Annotated in this window: 16 protein-coding genes and 1 other annotated feature; of the genes, 8 read left to right on the plus strand and 8 right to left on the minus strand. The window is 61.9% G+C overall.

Features of this window, described 5'->3' with window-relative positions; all coding sequences use genetic code 11:
- The first annotated feature begins 77 nt into the window (after nt 1–77).
- From ACT67G_RS03995 to pfkA, 8 genes are all read left to right on the plus strand, one after another.
- Nucleotides 78–863, plus strand: a complete 786-nt coding sequence (locus tag ACT67G_RS03995) for a polysaccharide deacetylase family protein (RefSeq protein ID WP_443663075.1) — start codon at nt 78–80, stop codon at nt 861–863.
- Nucleotides 864–1,173: 310 nt separating this feature from the next.
- Nucleotides 1,174–2,517, plus strand: a complete 1,344-nt coding sequence (gene mgtE / locus ACT67G_RS04000; RefSeq protein WP_443663076.1) for a magnesium transporter — start codon at nt 1,174–1,176, stop codon at nt 2,515–2,517.
- A 77-nt stretch (nt 2,518–2,594) separates the two neighbouring features.
- Entirely contained in the window at nt 2,595–3,263 is a 669-nt protein-coding gene (locus ACT67G_RS04005; RefSeq protein WP_443663077.1) for a cytochrome c biogenesis CcdA family protein, read from the plus strand.
- Between the two features lie 12 nt (nt 3,264–3,275).
- A complete protein-coding gene (locus ACT67G_RS04010) occupies nt 3,276–3,845 on the plus strand; it encodes a TlpA family protein disulfide reductase (protein WP_443663078.1) in 570 nt (189 codons plus the stop codon).
- 126 nt (nt 3,846–3,971) lie between these two features.
- Entirely contained in the window at nt 3,972–4,118 is a 147-nt protein-coding gene (gene scfA / locus ACT67G_RS04015) for a six-cysteine ranthipeptide SCIFF (protein WP_325245416.1), read from the plus strand.
- Nucleotides 4,119–4,243: 125 nt separating this feature from the next.
- Nucleotides 4,244–5,626, plus strand: a complete 1,383-nt coding sequence (gene scfB, locus ACT67G_RS04020) for a thioether cross-link-forming SCIFF peptide maturase (protein ID WP_326214875.1) — start codon at nt 4,244–4,246, stop codon at nt 5,624–5,626.
- Nucleotides 5,623–6,990 carry an amino acid decarboxylase gene (locus ACT67G_RS04025; RefSeq protein WP_443663079.1) on the plus strand — a complete coding sequence of 456 codons (1,368 nt, stop codon included), beginning with the start codon at nt 5,623–5,625 and terminating at the stop codon, nt 6,988–6,990. Before scfB ends, ACT67G_RS04025 begins: the two co-directional genes overlap by 4 nt.
- Before the next feature lie 95 nt (nt 6,991–7,085).
- A complete protein-coding gene (pfkA, locus tag ACT67G_RS04030; protein WP_443663080.1) occupies nt 7,086–8,099 on the plus strand; it encodes a 6-phosphofructokinase in 1,014 nt (337 codons plus the stop codon).
- Nucleotides 8,100–8,157: 58 nt separating this feature from the next.
- On the opposite strand, the gene leuB is transcribed toward pfkA, so the two are convergent.
- The 8 genes from leuB to ACT67G_RS04070 all read right to left on the minus strand — a co-directional run bounded on the left by leuB (nt 8,158) and on the right by ACT67G_RS04070 (nt 17,268).
- Nucleotides 8,158–9,234, minus strand: a complete 1,077-nt coding sequence (leuB, locus tag ACT67G_RS04035; RefSeq protein WP_443663081.1) for a 3-isopropylmalate dehydrogenase — start codon at nt 9,232–9,234, stop codon at nt 8,158–8,160.
- Entirely contained in the window at nt 9,231–9,728 is a 498-nt protein-coding gene (gene leuD, locus ACT67G_RS04040) for a 3-isopropylmalate dehydratase small subunit (protein ID WP_443663082.1), read from the minus strand. Before leuD ends, leuB begins: the two co-directional genes overlap by 4 nt.
- Nucleotides 9,725–10,993 (minus strand): 3-isopropylmalate dehydratase large subunit, encoded by a 1,269-nt coding sequence (gene leuC, locus ACT67G_RS04045; RefSeq protein ID WP_443663083.1) that lies wholly within the window; start codon nt 10,991–10,993, stop codon nt 9,725–9,727. Before leuC ends, leuD begins: the two co-directional genes overlap by 4 nt.
- Before the next feature lie 19 nt (nt 10,994–11,012).
- Nucleotides 11,013–12,572: a 2-isopropylmalate synthase gene (locus ACT67G_RS04050; RefSeq protein WP_325244642.1), complete on the minus strand. Its 1,560-nt coding sequence runs from the start codon at nt 12,570–12,572 to the stop codon at nt 11,013–11,015.
- A 32-nt stretch (nt 12,573–12,604) separates the two neighbouring features.
- Nucleotides 12,605–12,865: a binding site (T-box leader), on the minus strand.
- 145 nt (nt 12,866–13,010) lie between these two features.
- Nucleotides 13,011–14,174: a UxaA family hydrolase gene (locus tag ACT67G_RS04055; protein WP_325246505.1), complete on the minus strand. Its 1,164-nt coding sequence runs from the start codon at nt 14,172–14,174 to the stop codon at nt 13,011–13,013.
- 15 nt (nt 14,175–14,189) lie between these two features.
- Nucleotides 14,190–14,480, minus strand: coding sequence for a UxaA family hydrolase (locus tag ACT67G_RS04060; protein WP_325246503.1), 291 nt, complete (start codon nt 14,478–14,480; stop codon nt 14,190–14,192).
- A gap of 45 nt (nt 14,481–14,525) precedes the next feature.
- The gene (locus ACT67G_RS04065; RefSeq protein ID WP_443663084.1) at nt 14,526–15,893 is read right to left on the minus strand and encodes a GntP family permease; all 1,368 of its coding nucleotides are present in this window, start codon (nt 15,891–15,893) and stop codon (nt 14,526–14,528) included.
- Between the two features lie 91 nt (nt 15,894–15,984).
- Entirely contained in the window at nt 15,985–17,268 is a 1,284-nt protein-coding gene (locus tag ACT67G_RS04070) for a DUF362 domain-containing protein (protein ID WP_325246499.1), read from the minus strand.
- Nucleotides 17,269–17,373 lie beyond the last annotated feature (105 nt).

Raw genomic sequence — 17,373 nt, forward strand, 5'->3', positions numbered from 1 at the left:
TCATTTTCTCGGCGGATTTGGGATTTCCTCCGTCAAAACTTCATACGATGCACTATCAAGACAAGGAGGGATCCCTTATGAACATCATCCTGCGAAAGCGGCCCGCCGCCGCTATGGCCGCAGGCATCCTGGCAGTGTGCATGGCCGCCTATGTGATCCTGTGGCCCGCCACCGCCGGGGCCTATGCCACTGACCGCCAGCTGCCCATCTACAGCGTGGAGCGGGATCAGAAGGTCTGCTCCGTCAGCTTTGACGCCGCCTGGGGCAATGAGGACACCCAGCAGCTTATCGACATTCTGGGCAAGTACAACATCAAGGCCACCTTCTTTGTGGTGGGAGACTGGGTCACCAAATACCCGGAGTCTGTCAAGGCTCTCCATGACGCCGGGCACGAGGTCATGAGTCACTCCGACACTCACGCCCACTACAACTCCCTCTCCACAGAGGAGATCACTGCCGACCTCCAGGCCTCCAGCGACAAGATCAAAGCTGTGACCGGCGTGGCCCCCACCCTGATCCGGTGCCCTTACGGGGAGTATGACGACCATGTGATCCGGGCCATCCGGGACTTCGGCATGGAGCCCATCCAGTGGGACGTGGACTCTCTGGACTGGAAGGAGATCTCCGCCTCCGAAATCACCCAGCGGGTCACCTCCAAAGTACAGCCCGGGTCCATCATCCTCTTCCACAACGCCGCCCTCCACACCCCGGAGGCCCTGCCGGGCATCCTGGAATACCTCATCGGCCAGGGCTACACGGTGGTCCCCATCTCGGAGCTCATCTGGCAGGGAACCTACAACACCGACTACACCATCGACCACACCGGGCGGCAATTTCCAGCGGAATCCAATTCACAAAATTGAGGGTTGCCAAGGATAAAAAAATATGATATTCTCGGGGCGGTTGGGGAAACCCGCCGTATCTTTTACAGAAAAGGAGGAAAACCAAGTGGACGTATGCGGACGAAGTACGAAAACGGGCAGTGATATTCCGTTATGGATCTCTCAGGCGCTGCTTCCCTGGTTTTCCTCATAAACCGGGACGCCGTCAGACGTTCCATGCATGAATATCGCCGCACGGGGCTGCCGGGAAACCGGCAGCTCTGGGCGGTTTTGTCTGTTTTGTGACTTCCTCGCTGGATTCTCAACCGTTTGAACAGAGGAGGAATGCAACATGAAGCAGAATTTTGAACTGCTGGAGCAGCTGCTCCAGCGCCGGGATTTCCACGCTCTGCGGGCAGCACTGACAGAGGAAAACCCCGTGGACATCGCACTGTTTCTGGAGACGCTGACCCAGGAGCAGGCAGTACTGGCCTTCCGTACCCTGTCCAAGGAGCTGGCAGCGGAGGTGTTCTCCAATCTCTCCCCCGAGCAGCAGCAAGGCGTGCTGGAGTCCATCACCGACCAGGAGCTCTCCGCCATTGTGGAAGAGCTGTATGTAGACGACGCAGTGGACATGCTGGAGGAGCTCCCGGCCAACGTGGTCAAGCGGGTGCTCCAGATCGCCCGTCCGGAGACCCGCAAACTCATCAACCAATTTTTGAACTACCCGGAAAACTCCGTGGGCAGCATCATGACTGCTGAGTTTACCGACCTCAAGCAGACTATGTCGGTAGCGGAGGCCATCCGTCATATCCGGGAGACCGGCGCCGACGCCGAGAGCATCTACACCTGCTATGTGACGGACGCCTCCCGGAAGCTGGAGGGCGTCATCACCATCCGGGAGCTGCTGCTGGCCAAGGATTCCGACAAGGTCTCCGACCTGATGGAGACGGATCTCATCACCGCTGAGACCGGAGAGGATCGGGAAGAGGCGGTGGCCCGGCTGATGAAGTACGACTTTCTCTCGTTGCCCGTGGTGGACAAGGAGGGCCGCCTGGTGGGCATCGTCACCGTGGATGACAGCATGGACGTGCTGGAAGAGGAAGCCACCGAGGACTTTGAAAAGATGGCCGCCATGGCCCCCTCGGAAAAACCCTATCTGAAAACCGGCGTTTTCACCCTGGCCCGGCACCGGATCGTGTGGCTGCTGGTACTGATGATCTCCGGCATGATCACCGGCGGCATCCTGGGCCAGTATGAAGCCGCCTTTGCCGCCATGCCCCTGCTGGTGACCTTCATCCCCATGCTGACGGACACCGGCGGAAACGCCGGCAGCCAATCCAGCACCCTGGTGATCCGGGGCATGGCCGTAGGCGAGATCGAATTGAAGGACCTCTTCCGGGTGTTCTGGAAGGAGCTGCGGGTGAGCCTGGTGGTGGGCGTGGTGCTCAGCGCCGTGAACTTTGTGCGCCTCATCATCACCTACCCCGGCAACGAGGCCGTGGCCTTCACGGTGGCCCTGGCGCTGCTGGTGACGGTATTGCTGGCTAAGACCATCGGCGGCGTGTTGCCCATGGCCGCCAAAATGGTTCACGCGGATCCGGCCATTATGGCCGCTCCCCTTATCACCACCATTGTGGACGCCATCTCTCTAGTGGTGTACTTCAAGATCGCCTGCGTGCTGCTGCCTATCTGAGGGACGTGACCTTGTCACAGACAGCGGCCGCCGGCCCTGATATCCTGCAGAAAAAGGAAAGGAGCCGTAACCCCTCCATGGAATACCTCATCACCTTTCTGGAAGGGCTCATCACCTTCATCTCTCCGTGCCTTTTGCCCATGCTGCCCATCTACCTCTCCTATCTGATGGGGGGCGCCGCCGGGGGCAGCAAGCTCTCCGCTTTCAAAAATGCCCTGGGCTTCGTACTGGGCTTCACCGTTACCTTTGTGGCCCTGGGGGCCTTTGCCGGCAGCGTGGGTTCCCTGCTCCAGCACCATCAAACCGCCGTCAACATCGTCAGCGGCCTCATCGTGGTGCTCTTCGGATTGCATTTCCTGGGTCTTTTCCAGCTGAAACTATTCCGGGGGCTGGGCTCCGGCGCCTCCGTGGCCCGGGGGGATTTCCTCTCCTCCATGCTCTTCGGCCTGGTGTTCTCTGTGGGCTGGACACCCTGCGTGGGAGCCTTTCTGGGCTCGGCGCTAATGCTGGCTTCCCAGCAGGGCTCCGCCCTCAAAGGCGTCACACTGCTGCTGGCCTACTCACTGGGACTGGGCGTGCCCTTTTTGCTCAGCGCCCTGCTGCTGGATCAGCTGAAGTCCGCCTTTGACTGGATCAAGCGGCACTACCGCCCCATTCAGTTCTTCTCCGGCGGGCTGCTGATCGTGGTGGGCATCGCCATGATGACCGGGCTCATGGGCCGGCTGTTGTCGGTCCTGGCCATCTAAAGGAGGAACTCCATGAATGCCAAGAAACGATCCCTGCTTTTGATCCTGGCCCTGGTGGTAATTCTGGGGGCTGCCACCATCGCCTACCGGACGCTGGGGTCCGGGAGCGGTGAACAGGTGGCCCAGGAATCCGGCGGTGAGGAGGATGCAGCCCCGGTAGCTGCCCCGGACTTTACCGTCTACGACGCCGACGGCAATGAGATAACCCTCTCTTCCCTTCTGGGAAAGCCCGCCGTGCTGAACTTCTGGGCCAGTACCTGTCCCCCCTGCCGGGCGGAAATGCCCCACTTTCAGGCCGCCTACGAGGAACTGGGGGAAGACGTCGCCTTCATTATGATCGACGGCGTGGGCAGCATGAACGGCGAGACCCAGGAGGCGGGCGAGACCTACATCCAGGAGGAGGGGTACACCTTCCCGGTATACTTTGACACGGAGCAAAACGCCGTTTACACCTATGGGATCTCCGCCTTTCCCACCACCTACTTCATCGACGCCGATGGCAACCTGGTAGCCCGGGGCATGGGGCAGCTGTCGGAGGAGGCATTGGATCAGGGCCTTGCCATGATCCTGCCGGAAGCGTGAGAATGCGTCAAAACCCCGGCGGCGCAGTGCTTTCCCTCTTGACAAGCGGGCCGCCGTGCTTTACTATGGAATGGTAAATACACTGGTTTGCGCCATCCGCAAACGACGAGATTGGAGATCTGTATTATGGATAGAATCAAGACCATCGAGACCCGTGACCTGTGCAAGAGCGTGGAGAACGGCGGCTGCGGCGAGTGCCAGACTTCCTGCCAGTCTGCCTGCAAGACCAGCTGCGGCGTTGCCAACCAGCCCTGCGAGAACCAGAACCACTAATCACTCCGCATGACAAAAGTGCCGCCTTATCAACGAGGCGGCACTTTTTTGCTGAACATTCCCTCTCCCGATGGGGAGCGATACATATTTTATAAGACGCGCCTGCGGGCGCCCGGAGGTTATCTATGCACCATCAATACAAGCTGGACGGCTACAACATCGTCCTGGATACCTGCAGCGGCTCCGTCCACCTGGTGGACGACGTGGCCTATGACATCATCGCCATGTTCCAAGACCACACCCCGGATGAGATCACTGCCGCCATCCTCAAGGCCTATCCGGATCGGCCGGACGTTACCGAGACTGATGTGCGGGAGTGCATCGACGCGGTGGAATCCCTGAAGGCCGCCCACAAGCTCTTCACTCCCGACACCTACGAGCCCATGGCAGCCGACTACAAAAACCACTCCAACGTCATCAAGGCCCTGTGCCTCCACGTGGCCCACACCTGCAACCTAAGCTGCAGTTACTGCTTTGCAAGCCAGGGCAAATACCAGGGGGAGCGGGCCCTCATGTCCTTTGAGGTAGGCAAGCAGGCCCTGGACTTCCTGGTGGCCCACTCCGGTGACCGGCGGAATCTGGAGGTGGATTTCTTCGGCGGTGAGCCCCTGATGAACTGGCAGGTAGTGAAGGATCTGGTGGCCTATGCCCGGTCCCTGGAGCCTATCCACCACAAGAACTTCCGCTTTACCCTCACCACCAACGGCGTGCTGCTGGACGACGAGGTCATCGACTTCTGCAACCGGGAGATGCACAACGTGGTCCTCTCCCTGGACGGGCGCAAGGAGGTCCACGACCGCTTCCGCAAGGACTACGCCGGCAAGGGCAGCTACGACACCATTGTCCCCAAGTTCCAGCGGTTTGTGGAAAAGCGGGGGGACAAGAGCTACTACATGCGGGGCACCTACACCCACTACAACACCGACTTCACCAACGACATCTTCCACATGGCAGACCTGGGCTTCACGGAGCTGAGCATGGAGCCGGTGGTGTGCTCCCCCGACGACCCCTGCGCCCTGACCAAAGAAGATCTGCCGGTGCTCTTTGAGCAGTACGAGATCCTGGCCCGGGACATGCTCCGCCGCCACCGGGAGGGCAAGCCCATCACCTTCTACCACTACATTCTGGACCTCAAGCACGGTCCCTGTATCTACAAGCGCATTTCCGGCTGCGGCAGCGGCACGGAGTACATGGCTGTCACCCCCTGGGGCGAGCTCTTCCCCTGCCACCAGTTTGTGGGCGATCCCAAGTACTCCCTGGGCAACATCTGGGAGGGCGTGAAGAACACCGCCGTCCAGGATCAGTTCCGCTCCTGCAACGCTTACGCCCGGCCCGAGTGTAAGGACTGCTGGGCCAAGCTCTACTGCTCCGGCGGCTGCGCCGCCAACAGCTACCATGCCACCGGCTCCATCCTGGGCGTGTATGAGTACGGCTGTGAGCTCTTTAAAAAGCGCATCGAGTGCGCCATCATGCTCCAGGCTGCCCTGAGCCAGGATCAGGAGCAATGACCACTCCCATCTGTGACTTTGTCCGGCGGTACGCCCAGAGCGGCACCGCCCGGCTCCACATGCCCGGCCACAAGGGCACGGGCCCCCTGGGCTGTGAAGCCCTGGACATTACGGAGATTTCCGGGGCCGATGATCTGGCAGCCCCCGAGGGCATCATCGAAGAGAGTGAGGCCAATGCCTCCGCTCTCTTCGGCTCTCGCCGCACCCTGTACTCTGCCGGGGGCAGCTCCCAGTGTGTGAAGGCCATGGTGCACCTGGCCCTGCTCCACCGCCCGGCGGGGACGGAGCCGGTGATCCTGGCGGGGCGCAACGCCCACAAGGCCTTTCTCCACGCCTGCGCCCTGCTGGACGTGACGCCCCAGTGGCTGTATCCGGATGCAGAGAGCAGCCTGTGCGCCTGCCCCATCACGGCGGAGGGGCTGGAAACCGCCCTCTCCACCGCAGAGCGCCGCCCCATGGCGGTGTACCTTACCTCCCCGGACTATCTGGGGGGGATGCTGGACATCGCCGCCCTCTCGGCGGTGTGCCGGGCCCATGGGGTCCCCCTGCTGGTGGACAACGCCCACGGGGCCTATCTGAAATTTCTCCCCCATCCGGCACACCCTCTGGATCTGGGGGCAGCCTTGTGCTGCGACTCCGCCCACAAGACGCTGCCGGTGCTCACCGGCGGGGCATATCTGCACATCGGCAAAGACGCCCTCGCTCCCTACGAGGCGGACGCCCGCGAGTGCCTGGCTCTCTTCGGCTCCTCCAGCCCCTCCTACCTGATCTTGCAGTCCCTGGATTATTGCAACGCCCGCCTGGCCGGAGACTTCCCCGCCCGTCTGGCAGAGATGTGCCGCAAGGTGGAGGCCCTCAAAACCCACCTGCGAGAGCAGGGCATCCCCCTGCGGGGAACGGAGCCCATGAAGATCGTGGTGGACGCGGCCGCCGGGGGCCTGGACGGCCGGGAGCTGGCGGAAATCCTGCGTCGCCACGGCGTGGAGCCGGAGTACGCAGACCCGGACGCCCTGGTGCTGATGCCCGCTGTCGACACACCCGAGGCAGACCTTGTCCGGGTGGAGGAGGCTCTCTCTTCCGTTGTCCTTGGTACCCCCCGTCTCCCTCTGGCCCTGCCCCACGCCGGGCGGCAGGTTCTCACGCCCCGTCAGGCCATGCTCTCCCCCCGGGAGCACGTGGCGGCAGAGGCGGCCGCGGGGCGGGTGTGCGCCGGGGCCGCCGTGTCCTGTCCTCCTGCCATCCCCATTGCGGTAATGGGGGAGGAGATCACCCGGTCGGGCGCGGATCTCATGGCCCGTCTGGGCATTACACAAGTGCCGGTTGTGCGGAAAGCGCAATCGTTTTTTCGTCAAACTTTCCCATAAATCTTGACAGTTTTGTTTGCGGGCGGTATCATTCTTTCAATACGGCCACTTCCCCCTCGGCCGGACTACCCATGGATTCAGGGAGGACTTTCTATATGGATAAACAGGTGAAACGGATCGGCGTCCTCACCAGCGGCGGCGACGCCCCCGGCATGAACGCCGCAGTGCGGGCTGTGGTACGGACGGCCGTGGGCCGCGGTATCGACTGCGTGGGCATCCGCCGGGGCTGGAACGGCCTCATCAACAGCGACTTTTTCCCCATGGACGCCTCCAGCGTCAGCCACATCATCGACAAGGGCGGCACCATGCTCTATACCGCCCGCAGCATGGAGTTCATGGAGCCTGCCGGCCGGGCCAAGGCCCTGGCCACCTGCAAGCTGCTGGGTCTGGACGGCATCGTGGCCATCGGCGGCGACGGTACCTTCCGGGGCGCCCTGGCCCTGAGCCGCCAAGCGGCGGAGGCTGGAGAACATCTGCAAGTGGTGGGCATCCCCGCCACCATCGACAACGACATCGGCTGCTCCCACTACACCATCGGTTTTGACACCGCCTGCAACACCGCCATCGAGTGCATCGACAAGCTGCGGGACACCATGCAGTCCCACGAGCGCTGCTCCGTGGTGGAGGTCATGGGCCGCCATGCCGGATATCTGGCGCTGTACGTGGGCATTGCCGTGGGCGCCACCGCCGTGCTGATCCCCGAGCGGCCGGTGGATTTTGAAGAGGACATCGTGGAAAAGATCCGCCGGGCCCGCCTCTCCGGCTCCACCCACTACATGGTAGTGGTGGCGGAAGGCGCCGGCAGCGCCGTGGAGATCGGCAAGCGCATTCACGATGCCGTGGGCATCGATCCCCGTGTGACGGTGCTGGGCCACATCCAGCGGGGCGGCTCCCCCTCCGCCCGGGACCGGGAGACTGCCAGCCGAATGGGCTATGAGGCTGTGAAGGTCCTCAGCGAGGGCAAGGGCAACCGGGTCATCGCCACCCAGGACGGCCGCATTGTGGATCTGGATATGGAAGAGGCCCTGCAGATGACCAAAACCCTGGAGATGGAGCGCTACCAGGTGCTGGAGGCTCTGACCAACAGCCGCCGTCCCGCGGAGCTGTAACCTTACATCACATAAAAATCCCGCCTGTTTCTGCAACAGGCGGGATTTTTTCTTTGTATCAGCCGGCAATCTTCTCCCGGATCAGCCGCCCCATCTCCCGGCAGCCTACCAGCTTGCCGCCGCCCAGGAGGATGTCGCCGCAGCGCCAGCCCTCCTTCAGCACGGCGTCCACGGCCGCCTCCACGGCGTCGGCCTCAGCAGCCATATCGAAGCTGTAGCGCAGCATCATGGCGGCGGAGAGGATGGTGCCGATGGGGTTGGCCTTGTCCTGCCCGGCAATATCCGGGGCGGAGCCGTGGATGGGCTCGTAAAGTCCCCGGGTTCCCTCTCCCATGCTGGAGGAGGGGATCATACCGATGGAACCGGTGATCTGACTTGCCTCGTCGGAGAGGATGTCGCCGAAGAGGTTCTCCGTCACCAGCACGTCGAACTGGCTGGGGTCCCGGACGATCTGCATGGCGGCGTTATCCACATACATGTGGAGAAGTTCCACGTCGGGATACTCCGCCGCCACCTCCGTCACCACCCGGCGCCACAGCCGGGAGGTATCCAGCACGTTGGCCTTGTCCACGGAGGTCACCCGGTGGCGGCGCTTGCGGGCCATCTGGAAAGCCACATGGGCCACCCGGCGGATCTCATGCTCCGTATAGGACATGATGTCGGTGGCCTTGTCCTCCCCGTCCACCTGAGCGGTGGCGTGCTCTCCAAAGTATACGCCGCCGATGAGCTCCCGCACCACCACGAAGTCGATGCCCCGGGCGGCGATGTCCGGACGCAAGGGGCAGGCAGCAGCGAGGTCCTGGAACATCCGGGCGGGCCGGACGTTGGTATAGAGCCCCATAGCGCCCCGGAGCTTCAGAAGGCCCCGCTCCGGGCGGTTTGCGGAGGGCTGGGCATCCCACTTGGGACCGCCCACCGCGCCCAGCAGCACGCTGTCGGAGGCCAGGCAGGTCTCCAGGCTACTTTCCGGCAGGGGCACGCCGAAGGCGTCGATGGCACAGCCGCCCATGGGGGCTTCCCGGTAGGTAAAGGTGTGGCCGAATTTCTTGGCCACGGCGTCCAGGACGCCGATGGCTTCACCCACGATCTCCGGGCCGATGCCGTCGCCCCGGATCACGGCAATGGTCTTGTTCATTTTACCGCCTCCCGTGCTTTCAAAGATGCCATCAATCCCCCCTGGGCGATCATGTCCTTGATGAAGGGCGGGAAGGGCTCTGCCTGATAGGTCTCTCCCTTGGTGTGGTTGGTGATGACGCCGGTGTCAAAGTCCACGGACACCTCGTCGCCCTCTGCGATGCCATCGCTGGCGGCGGGGCACTCCAAAATGGCCAGACCGATGTTGATGGCGTTGCGGTAGAAGATCCGGGCGAAGGTCTTGGCGATGACGCAGGAGACGCCGCTGGCCTTGATGGCGATGGGGGCATGCTCCCGGGAGGAGCCGCAGCCGAAGTTCCAGCCCGCCACGATCAGATCACCGGGGCGGCATTTTTTTGCAAAGTCCTTGTCGATATCCTCCATGCAGTGGGCCGCCAGTTCCTTGGGATTTTGGGTCGCCAGGTACCGGGCGGGGATGATGACGTCCGTGTCCACGTGGTCGCCGTAGCGGTGGACGATTCCATGTGCGTTCATTTTGTGCAGACCTCCTCGGGATGGCAGATATGGCCCGCCACGCCGGAGGCGGCGGCCACGGCCGGAGATGCCAGGTAGACTTCACTGTCCACATGGCCCATGCGGCCCACAAAGTTGCGGTTGGTGGTGGAGACACAGCGCTCCCCGGCGGCAAGGCAGCCCATGTGGCCGCCCAGGCAGGGACCGCAGGTGGGCGTGGAGACGATGCACCCGGCATCCAGGAAGATATCGGCGTAGCCCCGCTTCATGCACTCCCGGTACACCGTCTGGGTGGCGGGGATCACGATGCCCCGGACCCCCGGCGCCAGGTGGCGGCCCCGGAGGACCTCCGCTGCGGCAGCCATGTCAGGCAGCTGGCCGTTGGTGCAGGAGCCGATGACGATCTGGTCGATGGCGATGTCGTGCCCCTCCCGGGCGCTGTGGGCATTTTCCGGCAGGTGGGGATAGGCCACGGTGCAGTCCACCTCCGAGAGGTCGATCTCCACGGTGCGGGAATATTCCGCGTCGGGGTCCGCCTCAAAGGCGGTCCAGGGACGGTCCACCCGGCCCTCTACGTAGGCCCAGGTCACGTCGTCCACCGGGAAGATACCGTTCTTGGCACCGGCCTCGATGGCCATGTTGCAGATGGTGAGCCGGTCGTAGATGGTCAGCTCCGCCACGCCGGGGCCCGTAAACTCCAGGGACTGGTACAGCGCGCCGTCCACGCCGATCCTGCCGATGAGGGTGAGGATCACGTCCTTGCCGGAGACGTAGGGACGCAGCTTCCCGGTGAGCACCACCCGGATGGCGGCAGGCACCTTGAACCAGGTCTCCCCTGCCGCCATGGCGGCGCCCATATCCGTGGAACCCACGCCGGTGGAGAAGGCGCCCAGGGCTCCGTAGGTGCAGGTGTGGGAGTCGGCACCGATGACCGCCTCGCCGGGGGCTACCAGGCCCTGTTCCGGCAGCAGCGCGTGCTCGATGCCCATGGTGCCCACATCGTACCAGTGGTCGATGTCGAATTTCCGGGCGAAGGTGCGGCACTGCTTGCACTGGGTGGCGGCCTTGATGTCCTTGTTGGGGGTGAAATGGTCCATCACCAGGGCAATGCGGCTCTTGTCAAAAACCTTGTCGAAGCCTGCCGCCTCAAACTCGTTGATGGCTACCGGGGTGGTGATGTCGTTGCCCAGCACCAGATCCAGTTTGGCCTTGATCAGCTGGCCGGGGCGGACGGAATCCAGGCCCGCGTGACGGGCCAGGATCTTTTGTGTCATTGTCATTCCCATGTTCTTCTTGCTCCTTTGTTTACGCGGTGGCTTCCATCATCTTGTTGATGCCGTTGACATAGGCACGGATGGAGGACTCAATGATATCGGTGGAGAGGCCGGTGCCGGTGAAGGTATCGCCGCTGGGAGACTCCAGCTTCACCACGGCCTCGCCGATGGCGTCCTCGCCGTCGGTGACGGCGTTGAGGCTGAAGCTCTCCAGCCGGATGTCCATACCCAGCATCCGGTTAATGGCTTTGAAGGAGGCGTCCAGCGGGCCGGAGCCAATAGCCACCTCTTCCAGCTCCTCCCCGTCCCGGCGCAGCCGTACGCAGGAGGTGTTGGGCACGCCGTCGCCGGCGTTGACCACATGGCTGACCAACTGGCATGCGGTGTTGGCGGCGTTGCGGCGGTGGAGCACCAGGGCCTCGATATCCGCCGCGGTGATGTTCTTCTTCTTGTCTGCCAGGTCTTTGAAACGGGTGAAGACCTGATCCAGCTCCTCATCCGTGAGCTCATAGCCCATGGAGATGAGCTTCTCCCGCAATGCGTGCTTGCCGGAGTGCTTGCCCAGGACCATGGTGTTGCGGGGAATGCCCACATCGGCGGAGTTCATGATCTCGTAGGTCTGGGCGTTGGCGATGACACCGTGCTGGTGGATGCCGGACTCATGGGCAAAGGCATTGGCACCCACGATGGCCTTGCTGGGCGGGATGGGCACGCCGGTGATGTTGCTCAGGAGTTTGCTGGAGCGGTAGATCTGGCGGGTATTGATGCCCGTCTCCGCCTGATAGAAGTCCTTACGGGTGTGGATGGCCATGACCACCTCTTCCAGACTGGCGTTGCCCGCCCGCTCGCCGATGCCGTTGACAGTGCACTCCACCTGGGTGGCGCCCGCCTGGATGCAGGCCAGGGTGTTGGCCACGGCCATGCCCAGATCGTCGTGGCAGTGGACGGAGATGTCGGTATTCTCCACGCCCACCACGTGCTCTTTCAGGTAGCGGATCAGTTCGCCCATCTCCTGGGGCGTGGAATAGCCCACGGTGTCTGGGACGTTGAGGGTGGTGGCGCCGGCGGCCACGGCGTTGGAATAGCACTGGGCCAGGAAAGCCGGCTCGGAACGGGAGGCATCCTCGGCGGAGAACTCGATGTCCTGGCAGAAGGACTTGGCGTAGGACACCATCTCCGTGATGCTCTGGAGGACCTGCTCCCGGGTCATCTTCAGCTTATACTCCATGTGGATGTCGCTGGTGGCGATGAACACGTGGATCCGGGGGTGCCGGGCATCCTTCACAGCGTTCCAGGCGGCGTCGATGTCCCCCTTGGTGCAGCGGGCCAGGCTTGCCACGGTGCACTCCTTGGCAACAGCGGCGATGGCCTGCACGCTCTTAAAGTCCATGGGAGAGGCGATGGCAAAGCCCGCCTCAATGACGTCCACGCCCAGGGCTTCCAGCTGTTTGGCCATTTCGATCTTTTCAGAGAGGTTCATGCTGCAGCCAGGAGACTGCTCGCCGTCCCGGAGAGTCGTGTCAAAAATCTTTATGCGCTTCATAACTGTATCCTCCTGCGTTTCATCAAAACCGGTGACCGGTCTGGTTATTGGGGCAACAAAAAAGCCTTCGTCTCTTTTGTAAAAGAGACGAAAGCCTGAACTTCCGCGGTACCACTCTCATTGACAGATTATCTGCCCGCTTTCGGCATCAGCACAGTAAGGCTGTGCGAATCCCGCCTCTTTGGTAACGGTGAGGAAACCCGTTTTCACCTAACCCCCGAAAGAGGGCTCAGCAAAAATACTCAAGGGCCAGTGACATCCCTCCGCTGTGCATTGCCTCGCAGCAACCGGCAACTCTCTGAAGCGTCCCGGGGGGATTTTCTCCCTGTCATCGTATCTCGGTTATTCTGTTGCTGAAATCTAAAATACAGGACCGGGGACGATTTGTCAAGGGAAAATTTTGACGGGCAGACATCCTTCCCCTCTCCCGCCGGAAGAAAAAACAGGGCCGCGCTCCTAAAGAACGCGGCCCTGCTGAGGCATGTCTTACACGTAGTTGCACACGCGGGCAATGGCCATCTCGGTGAAGCCCAGGGACTCCGCCTTGGTCTGCTTGCCGCTGGCAGTCTCCACCACCATCTTCAAAAGATCGTCGCCCAGCTCTTCCAGCGTCTTCTCGCCGTAGATCAGGGGAGAGGCATCCAGATCGATGTTGTCCTCCATCTTGGCGAAGGTCAGCTTGTTGCCGGTGATCTTGATGACAGGGGCGATGGGGTTGCCGGTGGGCGTACCCCGTCCGCTGGAGAACACCACCACCTGGGCGCCGCCGGCCACCATGGCCGCCACGGAGGAGGGGTCGTTGCCCGGGGTGTCCATGATGACCAGACCCTGCTTGGGCTCTACCTGCTTGGCGTAGTCATACACGGCATTGACAGGGCTGTGACCGCCCTTGTGGATGCAGCCCAGGGACTTCTCCTCCAGGGTGGTGATGCCGCCGGCCTTGTTGCCGGGAGAGGGGTTGCCCTCCCGAACTTCCTCACCTACCAGCTGCAGGGCCTTCTCGTAGCGGTGCACGATCTCAAAGATACGGTCGTGAACCTCGGGCGTGGCAGCCCGGCGGGCCAGGATATGCTCTGCGCCGATGAACTCCGTGGTCTCGGAGAGGATGGAGGTGCCGCCGGCAGCCACAACGAGATCACTCATCTGGCCGATGACGGGGTTGGCAGCCAGGCCGCTGGTGGGATCGGAGCCGCCGCACTCGGTGCCCACGATCAGCTCGGAGATGGGGAACTCCTCCTTCTGGAGCAAAGAGGCCTCCGCCACCATCTCCTTGGCATAGCGCACAGCCAGGTCCACTGCCTTCAACGTGCCGCCGGCCTCCTGGATGATGACCTGCTTGATGGGCTTGTTGGTACGCTCCTGGATGGCCTTCACCACCAGATCCATCTGGCAGTTCTCACAGCCCAGGGACACCACCACAGTGCCGTAGATGTTGGGGTTGGCGGCGTAGCCGGCCATGACGTCCATGGTCAGCTGCTGGTCGGAAGCCACCTGGGAGCAGCCCTGCTGGTTGTTGAAGGTGACGCTGCCCACCACCTGCTGGGCAATGATGCGGGTGGTGTCGGAAGCGCAGACGCTGGCAGGCAGGATCAAAACCTTGTTGCGCACGCCGACCCGTCCGTCGGGACGCTTATAGCCGAAAAAAGTCATGTTTCTTCCTCCCTCTTACTCTTTTGCTTCCAGATTCTCCCGGTGGCCCTCCACGTTGTGGACGTGGACATGCTCACCGGCCTTGATGTCACAGGCAGCCACACCGATGTGCTCGCCGTACTTGACCACCGGCTCGCCCTTGGCGATATCCCGGGTGGCCAGCTTGTGGTAGATGGTGATATCCTCCAGCGCCGTTACAGACGCCTCCTTGCCGCCGGCAACCCACACGGCAGCCGTACCCTTGGCAATGGGTTCAATGGCCACAGCCACATTGTCCTTGGGATCAATGATCATTGCATTGCGCATTGTTTCTATCTCCTTTTCGCTGCAAAATCTGCGTAAAGTCCGGAGTTACAGGGGGATGACCAGGGCACCGATCAGGGCCAGGATGAAGATGCACACGGAGGAGATGAAGGAGCCCAGCGTGTAGGTCTTCAGGCCGCCGGTAACGGTGAGGCCGGACATGTTGGTGGCCACCCAGAAGCCGGAGTCGTTGACGTGGCCGATGGAGTTGCCGCCGGAGAGGCAGGCCAGGGCGATCCACACGGGATGGCAGCCGATGGCGGGGGCAATGGTGGCCATGATGCCCATGGAGGTCATGCCGGCCACGGTGCCGGAGCCCTGGGCCACACGGAAAATCAGGCCGATGCCGTAGGCCAGGAACATGGCGGGAACCACGGAGGTGGTGTCGGTGCCCAGCAGGCCCACGATGGCATCACCGATGCCGGTGGCGGTAATGACGGAGGCGAAAGAACCGCCTGCGCCGGTGATCAGCAGCACCACGCCGGCGCTCTTGAGGGCCTCGCCGGCGGACTCCTCCAGGTGGTCACGGCCGATGTAAGGCAGGCTCACCAGGTAGGCGCCCAGGGTGCCCAGCAGCATGGCGATGAGCTTGTCGCCCAGGAAGTCGCAGATGACGGGAGCTTCCTCAAACAGGGCGCCGCCCAGGGTGCCGAAGAGGATGCAGACAACGGGGATGATGATGGGCAGCAGAGCCATGAACATGGAGGGCTTGGGCTTGCCGTTGTCCTGGGCGTCACGGGCAGAGAGCAGCTCGCTGGTGACGTTGGAGCTGTGGTTGACGTCCTTTTCCTCGTTCCAGATGCCGCGGTCATGGATCTTGATGAACAGGAAGTCGGACACCAGCACGGTGATGAAGCCCACCACCAGGCCCACGATCAGCATAATGCCCAGATCGAAGCCGAAGATATCGGCGGCAGCCAGGGGGTTGGGAGTGGGAGGCACCACGCAGTGGGCGGTGGTGGCGCCGATGGTCAGGCAGCCGGTGACGTAGCACATCTTCATGTTGATCTTGGCGGCGATGGTGATGCCGATGGGGATCAGGATGATGAAAGTAACGTCAAAGAACACGGGGATGGAGAGGATGAAGCCTGCAAGGCTCAGTCCCCAGATGGCCTTCTTCTCCGGGAAGGAGGAGACCAGCTTGTCAGCGATGACAGAGGCAGCGCCGCTGTCGCTCATCAGCTGGCCCAGGATGGTGCCGAAGCCCACCGGAAGGCCGATGCTGGTCATCATGCTGCCGAAGCCCGAGGAAATGGTGGACGCGGTGGTCAGCAGATCCAGGCCGCCGGCCACGCCCATCACCAGGCAGGCGATGACCATGCCGATGGCGGCGTTGAGCTTGAGTACAATGATGCAAATGAGGATAATTGCGATGGCAACCACAAGGGCTGCAATCAACATACCAGGACTTACCATACTTTTTTTCCTTTCTCACACACATTTTTGGGGGTACATATCAAACACCAGCTGCCGGCGGGGAAAATTGCTCCGCCGGCAGCTGAGGTTCTCAGAAGAGATTGCCGTTTTCGTCAAAGGGCAGGTCGTAGGGCTCGGAGAGGATCTCGATGTTGGGGTTGGCCTTGGCCAGGGGCAGCATGCCCTCGGAGATCTCGATGTACTCGATGTGGGCGGTGTTGGGGATCCGGATCATCTTCATGTTGTCGGGATCCTCCGCCTCGGGGCAGCACATCAGGGCCAGCTGCAATGCCTCGCGGTCATTGTCCATGATCATGGGGATCTTCATCAGGTGCAGGAAGGTATTGGTGACACCGGTGGGATAGGTCATCTCCAGCTTCATGCGGTTCACCAGGCGGCGGGTGGTGACCTCCGCCAGGCCGATGCCCTGGGCGTTGCCGTGGGTCTCGTCGGTGATATCCAGAATGACCACCTTCTCGGCGTCAATGCCGCCGGAGCAGTACTTGGGCTGGACGAAGCGGCCGGAGACGTTGGGGTCCATGCCGTCGCCGGAGATGTTCTTGCCGATCTTGTCCACCACCAGCACGTCGCACTTGTCAAAGAGCAGGTGGGCGATGGTCTTGTAGGAGATCTCCTTGAGCTTGGGCTCCTCGGTGATGATCTCCGCGGCGCTCAGGCCTTTGATGAGGTAGGTCTCGTCATAGGCGTTCTCAATGACGGCGATGCCGCCCAGAATGGGGCAGTTTTCCAGGATGGTACGGCCGTACTCCTCCACCAGTTCGTGCATGATGGCAGGGCTCTGGTGATGGATGCTCTCAGCGCCCTTCTGCTTGCCAAGGCCAATGGCCATCATCTTCATGAGGCCGCTCTCATAGGGGCCCCGGAAAGAGGTGTGGGGCTTGATGCGGTTGTAGAGGATGATGCCGTCGGCCTCAGAGGCGTATTTGTCGATGTACACCGGCTGGTGACGCACGCCGGAAATGCCGATCTGCACGGTCTCCATGGAGCTCTTGATGGGGCAGCCCATGTTCTCCTCGGTAATGCCGTAGTCCTTGAGGATCTGGGTCTGGCCCTCGGCGGTGGCGCCGCCGTGGCTGCCCATGGACGCCACGATATAGGGCTCGGCCCCCTTGGACTTGACAAAGTCCACGATGGCCCGGGCCATAATGGCGTTGTGGTTGATGCCCCGGCTGCCGCAGGTAATGGCGATCTTCTGGCCGGGCAGAATCTTGCCGCCGATCTCCGGGCGGTCCAGCTCCCGGGTGACAGTGGCGGCGATGTCTTCTTCAGGGATGTGGGAATTGTCATAGACCTCCCGGATCTTGACCATCTTGGGAATGGGCGTGTTTTTAATGAGATCAGTAATCGTTTCCATGGCAGATTTCCTCCTTATATCAAAAAAGTGGCTGGTGTTCTGCTCCTGTGACCCCTTTGGATTGGATGATGGGAAAATTTCTCTCAAAAATCCTCTGTAAATACA

This window comes from Dysosmobacter sp. (assembly GCF_052306735.1).
Taxonomy (GTDB): Bacteria; Bacillota; Clostridia; order Oscillospirales; family Oscillospiraceae; genus Oscillibacter.